Source organism: Bradyrhizobium sp. SZCCHNS3002 (assembly GCF_032377435.1).
Classification (GTDB): Bacteria; Pseudomonadota; Alphaproteobacteria; order Rhizobiales; family Xanthobacteraceae; genus Bradyrhizobium.
In genome coordinates this window covers 171,095-182,033 of the sequence record NZ_JAUHHY010000014.1, presented here as the reverse complement: position 1 = coordinate 182,033, position 10,939 = coordinate 171,095, and the positions used below count along the sequence as shown (strand labels likewise).

The following is a 10,939-nucleotide window of genomic DNA, read 5'->3' as shown; positions in this document are numbered from 1 at the left end:
CTTTTTCATCGCACAATATCGTGAAATGCGCGCGGGCGCCAAGCACTGGCCAGAACGGGCAACGAGCGCATCAACGAGGAACTCGGCGGCGCGGCGGGATCCATCCGTCCATCCACAGCCGATCTCGCAACTTGGGACAGTCCAACGCAAACGCTCGACGTGCGCGGCTGCGCTTGTTAAGCGCCAGCCTCTGCGTGAAGCGGGGTTGAGTCGGGGCACATGACGGTTGCGATCGAGATGGGGCAGACGGCGGCGGGATCGCCTGCCGCCCTGGACCTCGAGGAACTGCTGGCGACCCGGCTCCTGGTGCAGGGCAATTCCGGCTCCGGCAAGTCGCATCTCCTGCGCCGCCTGCTGGAGCAGAGCGCGCCCTGGGTGCAGCAGACGATCATCGACCCCGAGGGTGACTTCGTCACCTTGGCCGAGCGATTCGGCCATCTCGTGATCGAGGCCGAGGACCACACCGAGCGCGCCCTGCAGGTCGCCGGCGAACGGGCCCGGATGCATCGCGTCTCGACGGTGCTCAACCTCGAAGGCCTCGATGCCGAGAATCAGATGCGGCGCGCGGCCGCCTTTCTCAACGGCCTGTTCGAGATCTCCCGCGACCATTGGTACCCGATGCTGGTCGTGGTCGACGAAGCCCAATTGTTCGCACCGGCCGTCGCGGGCGAAGTCTCCGACGAGGCCCGCAAGGCGTCGCTGGGCGCGATGACCAACCTGATGTGCCGCGGCCGCAAGCGCGGGCTGGCGGGCGTGATCGCGACGCAGCGGCTGGCGAAGCTCGCCAAGAACGTCGCGGCCGAGGCCTCGAACTTCCTCATGGGCCGCACCTTCCTCGACATCGACATGGCCCGCGCTGCCGACCTGCTCGGCATGGAGCGGCGCCAGGCCGAGGCGTTCCGCGACCTCGAGCGCGGCCAGTTCATGGCGCTGGGCCCCGCGCTGTCGCGCCGGCCGTTGGGCCTGCGCATCGGCCCGACCGACACCAAGCCGCGCAACGCGACGCCGCGGCTGATGCCGCTGCCGGAAGCGTCGCTCGAAGACGCCCGCGCGGTGATTCTCGCCGCACCGCCGCCCGAGACCAACGCGCGGCCGCAGCGCAAGCCGCAGCCCGAGCTGCTCGACCAGCTGATGGCGGCGAAGTCTGCTGCGCTCGAGCTGCGCCCCGAGCCGCCGGCGCCCGCCGTCAGCGAGGAGGAGCTCGCCGAGCGCAAAGCCCGCGTCGAGCGCGTCTTGCGCGCGGTGCTGGCCGAGCCCGACGCCGGCTTCCGCGCCGTCGGTGTGCTCTACCAGGAGTTCGTCGTCCGCTGCCGCATCGAGGGGCTGGGCACGGCCGTGCCCGACCTCAACGAATTCCGCCGCATGCTGACCCGCGCCCGCGCCGGGCTCGGCGGCGACGACGCGGCCGACGACGCCGGCTGGCAGGACGTGTCGCTGCGCGCCTCGCTGCTCCCCGAGGACATGCAGGGCGTGTTCATGATGATCGCCCGCGCCGCCAAGGACGGCCGCCCCTGCCCGAGCGATGCCGCGATCGCCCGCGCCTACGGATCGCACTCGCTGCGCCGGGCGCAGCGCCTGCTGACCTATATCGAGGACCAGGGCCTCATCGTCTGCCAGCTCGACGGCGCCGGCCGCCGCATCGTCACCCTGGTCGAGCTCGCCTGGGCCACCGCGCCAGGCGATCCCAATGCCGACGATGCGACCAACGAAGGCCTCGTCGCTTCGTCGTCGTGAGAGGTGCCCGGTTTGCTCCGGGCGCCTCCCGCCGTCGTCTGCGATCAGGTCGCGGCGATCCTGCCCATCGCCGGATCGCTGATGCTGGGCCGACCGTTCTCGACGTGGCCTGCAAGCTGCCAGTTGAAGTTGGCGTCGCCGTCCGTCGTGACCGTCAGGTCGTACCAGCCATGGGTCTGCTGCAGGCGAACCCGCGTCTCCAGCCGCTGGCCGCGCTGCAGCCGGTGCCGCTCGCTGCGTCCGGTGTAGTTGTCGGCCAGAGTCACCACGCAGCTCGCGCCCTTGTTGGTGAGCGCGATCGCAAGGCTGCGGGCATCGTCGCCGTCGTCCCAATCGCAGAGATGGACGGTATCGACATCGACGAGCGCCGCGGTGGTGGCGACGCCGCCCTTGAAGTGGCGGAAGAAGCCGTTCGGCCCGTACACCGACAGATCGTACTGGCCGGCGCTGGCCGCGAGGTCCCACACGCCGTGCAGCGATTTCCCGGCTTCGACGGTGTAGCTCCACGGGCCGGCCGCGGTGTTGCCGGAACGAACGTGGAAGCAGACGCCGGCCTGCCCCGGATTGACGAAGCGGATTCCGAACGTCTTGTGCGCGGCATCGGCATCGCCGTCGACACGCAGATCGTAGGGCAGCGCGCGCGCCGGACGGATGCCCGGCTCCTGCTGCGGCAGGACCTGCTTGGCGGGCGGCACCGGATGATAGTCGTCGAAGCGCGCGCCCGAGATGATGTCGGCGACCGGCGGCTTGTAGCCGGCCGTGCTCGGCAGCGGCGCCATGCCTTCGTTGGGCGATGTGAAGTTGAACGCCGAGGTGAGATCGCCGCACACCGCCCGCCGCCATGCCGGGATGTTGCTCTCGAACAGATCGGGCGCCTTGTGGTGGAAGCGGCGCTCGATGAAGCGGATCACAGAAGTGTGGTCGAACACTTCCGAGCACACGAAGCCGCCGCGCGACCACGGCGACACCACCAGCATCGGCACGCGGACGCCAAGGCCGTAGGGACCGGCCATGTGGCTGCCATCGCCGGCGAAGAGGTCCGTGCTCACATCGACGGTCGACTGTCCCCAGGCCTGCGACATCGCTGGGTACGGACCGACGACATGGTCGAAGAAGCCGCCGCCTTCGTCGTAGTTGATGATCAGCGCGGTCTTGCTCCACAGCTCCGGATTCGACGTCAGGATGTCGAGCACCTTGGAGATGTACCAGGCGCCCGGCCCCGGCAGCCAGTTCGGATGCTCGCTGAACGCCTCGGGAGCTGCGATCCACGAGACCTGCGGCAGGGTGCCGTTGCGGACGTCGTTGCGCAGCCCGTCGAACAGGTTCTCGAACGTGCCGCCATTGGCGATGTTGCTGCCGCGCAGCGCCTTCTCGTACAGCGGACTGCCTGCTTGCGAATTCTGGTACTGGTGGAAATACAGCAGCGAGTTGTCGCCGTAATTGCCGATCCACGGATTCTGGGTCCAGCCCCAAGAGCCGGCTGCATTCAGCCCGGTGCCGATGTCCTGATAGACCTTCCAGGAGATGCCCGCCTTCTCCAGCCGCTCCGGGAACGTGGTCCAGTCGTAGCCGGCTTCCGCATTGGTGATGACCGGTCCGCCGCCCTTGCCATCGTTGCCGTCCCAGCCGGTCCACAGGTAGTAGCGATTCGGATCGGTCGGTCCCATCACCGAGCAGAAATACTGATCGCACACCGTGAAGGCGTCGGCCAGCGCATAGTGCCAGGGCAGATCCTGCCGGTTCATGCAGGTCATGGTCGTGGTGCCCTTGTTGGCGATCCACTTGTCGTAGTTGCCGTTGTTCCAGGCCTTCTGACCGTCGTTCCAGCCATGGGCGACGTCCTCGACATAGACCTGGCCGGCATTGTCGACGCGGAACGGCATCACCGCCCCCGCGCCGTTCGGCTGCTGCCACACCGGGTTGCCGTTCGGCAGCTTCACCGCGCGGGGATCGTTGAAGCCGCGCACGCCGCGCATCGCACCGAAATAATGGTCGAAGGCGCGGTTCTCCTGCATCAGCACCACGATGTGCTTGACGTCCTCGATGCTGCCGTGGCGATTGAACGCCGGAATGGCATGCGCGCGCTCGATGCTCTGGCCGAGGGCGGCGGTCGCAGCCGACGCTCCGAGCAGCCGCAGGAACTCGCGCCGGTTGTGCGCGATCGTGTTCGACATCTCGTTCATTCCCCATGGTGATGACGGTGTCGAGCGGCTTAGGTCGGCGCGTTAACAACCGCGTGACCGGGCGGTAAAGGATGTGTGGCAGGCTTTTGACGCCGCGCGGCGGAGCGGCATTCGCGGCGAGGGCGCCCTGCCGCGATGCACGTCGAAGCCGCCATTGCCCTTGCACCCGAGACGAAAAGCTGAATGATCCGTTCGGGTTGCGACGACGACAGACCGGGCGAGCCCGGATTTGGCGGGTTGCGTTGTTGAGGATGGTTTGCATATGCCGACGTTGACGGTGCAAGCGGCGGGTCTGCAGGGCGCGGTGGCATGGACATGGCTGCAGGTCGTGTCCAACGGACTGATCGCCAGCGCCTTCTTCACCATCGCCTTCGTCGTCGGCACGTTCCTGCGGCGGCGCTGGCGCGACGTCATGTTCCGCGGCATCGTCGGGGCGCTTGCGACCTTCGTGGCCGTCGTCGGGGTCACCCGCCTGCTCGCGATCGTCGATCTCTGGGTGCCGACCTCGACCATCACGGACATCATCAACGTCTTTCTCGGCGTCACCTCGATCGGAATCATCGTCATCATGATCAAGATGCTGCCTCAGCTTCTGGTCCTGCCGACGCGCATCACCTTGCAGAAAGCCTATGCGCAGCTCGAGGAGGAGATCCGGCAGCGCCGCGCCGCGGAAGCGATGGTGCGGCGATTCCAGGAAATCGAGGCCAACGAGGCCCAGGTCCGTCAGGCGCAGAAGATGGAGGCGATCGGCCAGCTCACCGGCGGCGTCGCGCACGACTTCAACAACATCCTGACCGTCATCACCGGGACGATCGAGATCCTTGCCGACGCCGTCAAGGACAAGCCCCAGCTCGCCGGCATCGCCGGCATGATCAGCGCCGCCGCCGAGCGCGGCGCCGATCTGACCCGGCATCTGCTCGCCTTCTCGCGCCGCCAGCCGCTGCAGCCGCGCGCCACCGACATCAATGCACTCATCGTCGAGGCCGGCCGCCTGCTGCGGCCGACCCTCGGCGAGCAGATCGAGATCGAATCGATGCTGGCGCATGACAGCGCGCCGGCGCTGATCGATCCGAGCCAGCTCTCGACCGCGATCCTCAACCTCGCGCTCAACGCCCGCGACGCGATGCCGGACGGCGGCAAGCTGACCCTGGAGACCAAGAACGTCACGCTCGACGAGCACTATGCGCAGTTGAACCGCGACGCCAAGCCCGGCAGCTACGTCATGATCGCGGTCAGCGACACCGGCCAGGGCATTCCCGGCCCGCTGCTCGACAAGGTGTTCGAGCCGTTCTTCACCACCAAGGACGTCGGCAAGGGCTCGGGCCTCGGGCTCAGCATGGTCTATGGCTTCGTCAAGCAGTCGAACGGCCACGTCAAGATCTACAGCGAGGAAGGCCACGGCACCACCGTGAAGCTCTATCTGCCGCGGGCCGCGGGCGCGCCGGAGCTGCCTGCCGCCGACACGGCACGTCCGGCGGTGGCGCGCGGCGGCGAGACCATTCTGATCGTCGAGGACGATGCGCTGGTGCGGGACTACGTGGTCGCGCAGGTGCGGCGGCTCGGCTATCGCACGCTCGCCGCCAGCAACGCCGCCGAGGGCCTGGCGCTGATCGACAATCCGGAACGCATCGACCTGCTGTTCACCGACGTCATCATTCCAGGCGGCATGAACGGCCGCCAGCTCGCGATCGAGGCCGAGAAGCGCCGTCCCGGACTGAAGGTGCTCTACACATCGGGCTACACGGAGAACGCGATCGTGCATCATGGCCGGCTCGATGCCGACGTGCTGCTGCTGGCGAAGCCGTATATGAGCGCCGATCTCGCGCGCATGATCAGGACGGCGCTGGAAGCGTGAGGCGAACCGCGATGGTGGCGCCGGTCGGTCGATGTCTCGCTTGCCAGAGCTCGCGCGTCACAACCGGTGTCGTCCCGGCCCTGCGCCGGGACCCATAGCCACCGGCCATGGTGGTGAAGCGAGATCGATCCACCAGCGTGCCTCACACATCTTCCTGGGGTTATGGGTCCCTGTGCAAGGCCGTGACGACGGCTGAGATCGCGGTTGGCGCCTTCCATCACACTGTGCCCGAGACAACCCATAAAGACGCGACGCCGCCTTCCCGCCGCCCATGAGGCGCAGGTGATGCGGCAATCATGTCCCTCCTGAAAATCGAGAGGGCGCGAGGAAGGCCGGACCTCGGCTGAGGCCCGTGGCCCGCCTGCTCAAAAGAATGCAGGCGGCAGGTACCACAGGTACAGCCGGACAGACCCGGCCTTCCCCGCGCGATGGCTTTACGGTGTCCTTCGTGCTCTCCCTGGGGATCGGCTTTCTTGCCCCCATCGCCCGCGCGTGCCCATAAGCAACGACCGCGAACTTGACCTCAGCGTCGAGAGGCCAGGACCACACGACTTCGCCGTCCGTCACGGCTGCGCTCGTCTGGCACAGCCGTCACGTCCATCGCAGCCCGCCTCCACGTTCGTGACGACGCGTACGTCCCTCTGCTCGAGGCGAGTTGCAGAGATATAAGCATGTTTTCTGAAAACCAGCAATCATTATTTTCGCCGATGGTCGCGGCCGGTGGGTAACCTTGCATCCTCGTTCTGACGAAAGGTCCGGCCGGCCATGACGGAGCGCAAGCCACTGACGACGAGTTGGGAGTCCTGGATCGAAGCCCGCTGGCAACGATCCCGCAGCGCGTGACGCCCAGCGGGATCGCAGCCGATGATCTATTCCGGAATCCGCGCGATCAGCTGGTGATGGGCATTGACGCCGATGTCGCCGCGCTTCGCGCCATGCGTCATGCCGTCGCTGTGATAGACCAGCAGCACGGCGTTGTCGTGGGTCAGCGGCTGCGGCGCGATGATCGTCAGCTTCGCCCTGCCGTCCGGCCCGGCCACGAAATCATTGGCCGTCGCAGTGCCATCGAGCGGCGTGAAGCCGACCGGCTTTTGATCGAAGTGATTCTCGAACAGGCTGTAGTGACCGCCCGGCTTCAGATGGTCGAAGCTCATGGCGATCTCGACCTTGCCGCCGGCCGAAGGAGTGAGCGTCACGCTGCCGCTCGCCGCGAGCCAGTCGCCGAGCGTGAAGCCGATCGGCTCGCCCTTCGCATTGGCGACCACGGCCGTCTTCGCATCCTGCTCGATGAAGGCCGGACGGAAACCCGCGACGTGAGAGATGTTCTGCGGCCCGACGGCGGCCGACGCCGCAGCGTCCGCGACGAAGGCATGGGGATCGAGCGGCTTCGGCTGCTTCGTCTCCGCCGAGAAGAATGCCGCATGGGTGACGAACGACAGATGGGTCGCATCGGCAGCCCGGCTGGCGCCGGACGGCACGAGCGCCGCCAGCATCAGCGCCGCACTGGCCAACCCGGCAAGGCTTTTCGATCGTTGCATTGTCTCAATCTCCTCGCGCCTGTGAACATCGACGCGCGATGCGCGTCCCGAGGGGCTGTCTGCGCCTGAGCCCGGAGACTGTTCGCTCCAAGCACGACGAAGGTTACGGTCCCCGTCAGTCCACCGACCGCGAGCTCAGTCCTGCGCAAAGACGCGCGGCGCGACCCAGCCGAACATCCGACGTCCGAACAGGCCACCCGCGCCGATCAGCAGGACAGCCGTTCCGACGTTCCACATCAGGATCATCACCGAGGCGTCGATCGTATGAAACAGCGCGAGCGCCGTCGACGTGATCGCGGACACGGCGAGGCCGCCGGTCAAGGCGACGATGGTCGGCCGCAGACGCGCCGCGTAGCGCAGCATCACCAGCAGGGCCAGCGACAACGGCAGGCTCGTCACAGCAAGCGTCGTGAAGCAGCGGGCCGCCTCGCCAGGGCTCATGCCGTCGGGACCAACCGCAACCCAGTCCGTGAGGCACTGATAGCCGATGTTGGACAGCCATAGCGCCAGCGCCGGCATCGGCAGCAGCATCCACCACCGCGAGCGGTCGGGAAGACTGACCAGGAATGCCGCGATCGCGGCCAGCACGCCGGTCAGGATCGAGCCGACGAGACTGGTCACGAATGGCGCATCGTGCAGACGCTGCGCCAGATCCGGACGGATCCCCTGGTTGACGGCGAGCAGCGCCACTACGGCGCCTGCCCCGATCAGCCAGCCGCAGGCACGCAGCAGCGGCGGCCGCAGCCGCTTGACCGGCCGCATATCGTTCGCAAGAGAGTCGATCAGATCGCCGGTCTTGATCATGGCTCGTTCCGCGGAATGAGCAGCTTCTGAAGACTCTTCAGAGCGCGATGCATGTTCACCTTCAATGAGGTCGTGGACATTCCGGTTGCCGCCGAGGCCTCCTTGAGCGACAGCTCCCTGAGCTTCAACAGGCGCACGGCTTGTTGCTGTGCGGGCGGGAGGTTGTCGATCGCCAGCTCCAATTCGCGGCGGTCGGGCGCCGCCTCCACGCCGGTCTCGGGCTCGGCTGCGATCTCGTGCTCGGGAGACAACACAGTCTCACGCCGCCATTGGCGCGACTGCCGCCGTACTCGGTCGATCAGGCGACGGTTGGTGATGGTCACCAGCCACGGCGCGAACGGGCGCGTCGGATCGTAGGTGTGGCGGACCGAGTGAATGGTCAATAGCACGTCCTGCACCGCGTCCTCGATGTCGCTGCGCTGCTTGCAGCGCCGTGCCGCGAGAGAGCGAAGGTAGGGCGTGATCTCCTGCAGCAGCCGCTGATAGGCGACACGATCACCCTCCTGGGCATGCGCCATCAGAATCGCCCAATCGAGCGCGCGCCGTCCCGGCTTGAGGTCCGCCCCGCTCGGCGCGTCCACCGGGACGAGCCTCAGCCGCGGTGCAGGACCGCTCTGGTCACTGCCCATCGGCGCCCTCCAGCTTTCGACCGAGCGACAGGACGAGATGATCGAGGCTGATGAGCCCGGGCCCGAGCGCGATGATCGCAACCGCCATCGCAGCCCAGGGCAGATGAAAATTGGCCCAGCCATCCGGGACGACGAGCTGGATGAAGGCGGTCATGACCAACAGCCCGAGCGCGCTGATCCGGGTCGCCAGCCCGGCCACCAGGAGAACCGGCAGCAGCATCTCGGCCACGCCATCGAGATGAGCGAACACCGCAGGCCAGGGAAAATCATAGGCCTGACCGAACAGATGCAGCTTGAACTCGTCCTCGAAGAGATACGCCGCGGCCGGTGACAGCGACAGGAAGCCATCCCATTTGGTGAGCCCGGATCTGAAGAACGGCACCGCAAGCGCGATGCGCAGCATCGGCGGCGCGACGATCAGAGCCAGCCGCACGAGCCGATCGATCGCATCCGACATGGGCAACGCGAGAGCCCGGCTGTCCGCGCTCATGACGCCTCCGCCATCGTCACGTGGTCGGAGCCGATCACGGCTCCGCCATGGATCAGATCGTGCAGGGTGCCGGCAAGGTCGAAGCCGGCGTCCTCGCGCAGCGCGTCTTCGACCGCCATCAGTATCGACCGACCGGCCAACAAGGCCTGAACGAACGCAAGGCTGCCCGACGGGATCGCGCGAACCACGACATCGGCTTCGGGACGGACGATCAGAACCGCCTCACCACCGCCCGCGTCAAGATCGACCGGGCCAGCAATTCCCTCCGCGACATTCATCTGCCAGACCGTAAGCACGGGAAACGCCGAGCACACCAGCCGCAGGGATGGATGCAAGTGCAGGCGGAGGGCCGGCGGATCGGCCGGCGCTACGGCGGCGAAAGCCGCAGGCGTGACCGGCTCGGCTTCCGCCGCATGATACGACTCGGTCCAGGCGCGCTCCATCGCTGCGACGTCGGCGAGATACGGCAGCACTGACGCCGGCGCGAAGCCGCGAATGAACGCCGCGAAGCCGCTGCCATAGTCGAGCAGGATCGGCGAGCTCGGTAGCTCGGACGACAGATAGCAGCGCGCCATGGCATGGAAGAACTCCGCTCCGACGATGCGATACACCGCCGGGTAGGCGTCCTTCAGTGTTGCGGTCAAGCCGGCGACGACATTGTTGCGATAAACTCCGAACCGGCGGTCGCTCGGCCTCCCGTCCGGCCCGACCAGACCTGGAGGCACCGGCTGCGCGGGATCGAGCAGTGCGCGCGCAAAGCCGCCGAGACGTTCAGCAAGCGGCGGCATTACAGACCACCTCCAGCGACGGCGAGAGCATGACGGCCTCTGCGTGGCGGGCCTCCGCCGCAAGCACCTGCCATGGCGGCACCTCAGCGTCCCACTCGATCAATGTCGGCACCGGGCCGGTCGCGCGGATCGCATGCGCATACAGCGACCAGACGACGTCGTCGACCGGTCGGTCGTGGGTGTCGATCAGCAGCGGCCTGCCATGTTCGTCGACTTCGCGGGCGTGGCCGGCAAGATGGACCTGCAACACCTGCGCGAGCGGCAAGGCGGCGAGATAGCCATGCGGGTCCCACTGCTGATTGGTCGCGGCGACATGGACGTTGTTGACGTCGAGCAGCAGCCCGCAGCCGGTGCGGCGGGCGACCTCGGCGATGAAGTCGGGCTCGGACCAGTTGCTCTCGGTGAACGCGACGTAGGTCGATGGATTTTCCAGCAGCATCCGCTGGCCGAGCACGCTCTGCACCTCGTCGACGTGATCGCAGACGCGGATAAGGGTCTCGCTCGTATAGGGAACCGGAAGCAGATCGTTGAGAAAGCCGCTCCCGTGCGACGACCAGGCGAGGTGCTCGGAAAACAACCCTGGTTCGTAGCGGTCGACCAGATGCTTGAGACGGCCGAGATGGGCCTGGTCGAGCGGCCGATCGGCCCCGATCGACAATCCGACTCCATGCAGCGACACCGGATAGCGCTCGCGAACGGCCGTGAGATAGCGATGCGGCGGCCCGCCCGCGCCCATGTAGTTCTCGGCATGGACTTCGAAGAAGCCGATATCGGGCCACGTTTCAACGATACCGCGATAGTGCTCGGCCTTGAGGCCGACGCCGCCCCGCGCAGGGATCCGGCCGGCCGTCGAGAATTGCGCGCGTGCCACGTGCAGACTCCGATCGAGAGAAATGGCGGGCCGCAAGCAGCCCGCCG

Annotated in this window: 9 protein-coding genes; 2 read left to right on the top strand and 7 right to left on the bottom strand. The window is 67.0% G+C overall.

The window, feature by feature from the left end; genetic code table 11:
* The first annotated feature begins 219 nt into the window (after positions 1–219).
* The gene (locus tag QW845_RS26760) at positions 220–1,734 is read left to right on the top strand and encodes an ATP-binding protein (protein ID WP_315804507.1); all 1,515 of its coding nucleotides are present in this window, start codon (positions 220–222) and stop codon (positions 1,732–1,734) included.
* A gap of 44 nt (positions 1,735–1,778) precedes the next feature.
* Here the strand turns inward: QW845_RS26760 and QW845_RS26755 are convergent, their stop codons facing one another.
* Positions 1,779–3,908: a phosphocholine-specific phospholipase C gene (locus tag QW845_RS26755; RefSeq protein WP_315804506.1), complete on the bottom strand. Its 2,130-nt coding sequence runs from the start codon at positions 3,906–3,908 to the stop codon at positions 1,779–1,781.
* Positions 3,909–4,179: 271 nt separating this feature from the next.
* Here QW845_RS26755 and QW845_RS26750 point away from each other — a divergent pair, with 271 nt between their 5' ends.
* Positions 4,180–5,772, top strand: a complete 1,593-nt coding sequence (locus QW845_RS26750) for an ATP-binding protein (RefSeq protein ID WP_315804505.1) — start codon at positions 4,180–4,182, stop codon at positions 5,770–5,772.
* Positions 5,773–6,641: 869 nt separating this feature from the next.
* On the opposite strand, the gene QW845_RS26745 is transcribed toward QW845_RS26750, so the two are convergent.
* From QW845_RS26745 to QW845_RS26720, 6 genes are all read right to left on the bottom strand, one after another.
* Positions 6,642–7,310, bottom strand: coding sequence for a hypothetical protein (locus QW845_RS26745; RefSeq protein ID WP_315804504.1), 669 nt, complete (start codon positions 7,308–7,310; stop codon positions 6,642–6,644).
* Positions 7,311–7,445: 135 nt separating this feature from the next.
* Complete coding sequence (locus QW845_RS26740; protein ID WP_315804503.1) at positions 7,446–8,114, bottom strand: DUF1109 domain-containing protein; 669 nt, start codon at positions 8,112–8,114, stop codon at positions 7,446–7,448.
* Positions 8,111–8,743, bottom strand: coding sequence for a sigma-70 family RNA polymerase sigma factor (locus QW845_RS26735; protein ID WP_315804502.1), 633 nt, complete (start codon positions 8,741–8,743; stop codon positions 8,111–8,113). The genes QW845_RS26740 and QW845_RS26735 overlap by 4 nt, the downstream gene beginning before the upstream one ends.
* Positions 8,733–9,200, bottom strand: coding sequence for a DoxX family protein (locus QW845_RS26730; RefSeq protein ID WP_315804534.1), 468 nt, complete (start codon positions 9,198–9,200; stop codon positions 8,733–8,735). Before QW845_RS26730 ends, QW845_RS26735 begins: the two co-directional genes overlap by 11 nt.
* 29 nt (positions 9,201–9,229) lie before the next feature.
* Positions 9,230–10,021 (bottom strand): DNA-binding domain-containing protein, encoded by a 792-nt coding sequence (locus tag QW845_RS26725; RefSeq protein ID WP_315804501.1) that lies wholly within the window; start codon positions 10,019–10,021, stop codon positions 9,230–9,232.
* Positions 10,005–10,892, bottom strand: coding sequence for a DUF692 domain-containing protein (locus QW845_RS26720; RefSeq protein ID WP_315804500.1), 888 nt, complete (start codon positions 10,890–10,892; stop codon positions 10,005–10,007). Before QW845_RS26720 ends, QW845_RS26725 begins: the two co-directional genes overlap by 17 nt.
* Between the last annotated feature and the right edge of the window lie 47 nt (positions 10,893–10,939).

Excerpts from the sequence above, each read along its gene's own strand:
- QW845_RS26760 (WP_315804507.1), top strand. The coding sequence starts at position 220 with ATGACGGTTGCGATCGAGATGGGGCAGACGGCGGCGGGATCGCCTGCC.
- QW845_RS26745 (WP_315804504.1), bottom strand. The coding sequence starts at position 7,310 with ATGCAACGATCGAAAAGCCTTGCCGGGTTGGCCAGTGCGGCGCTGATG.
- QW845_RS26750 (WP_315804505.1), top strand. The coding sequence starts at position 4,180 with ATGCCGACGTTGACGGTGCAAGCGGCGGGTCTGCAGGGCGCGGTGGCA.
- QW845_RS26735 (WP_315804502.1), bottom strand. The coding sequence starts at position 8,743 with ATGGGCAGTGACCAGAGCGGTCCTGCACCGCGGCTGAGGCTCGTCCCG.
- QW845_RS26740 (WP_315804503.1), bottom strand. The coding sequence starts at position 8,114 with ATGATCAAGACCGGCGATCTGATCGACTCTCTTGCGAACGATATGCGG.
- QW845_RS26755 (WP_315804506.1), bottom strand. The coding sequence starts at position 3,908 with ATGTCGAACACGATCGCGCACAACCGGCGCGAGTTCCTGCGGCTGCTC.
- QW845_RS26725 (WP_315804501.1), bottom strand. The coding sequence starts at position 10,021 with ATGCCGCCGCTTGCTGAACGTCTCGGCGGCTTTGCGCGCGCACTGCTC.
- QW845_RS26730 (WP_315804534.1), bottom strand. The coding sequence starts at position 9,200 with ATGTCGGATGCGATCGATCGGCTCGTGCGGCTGGCTCTGATCGTCGCG.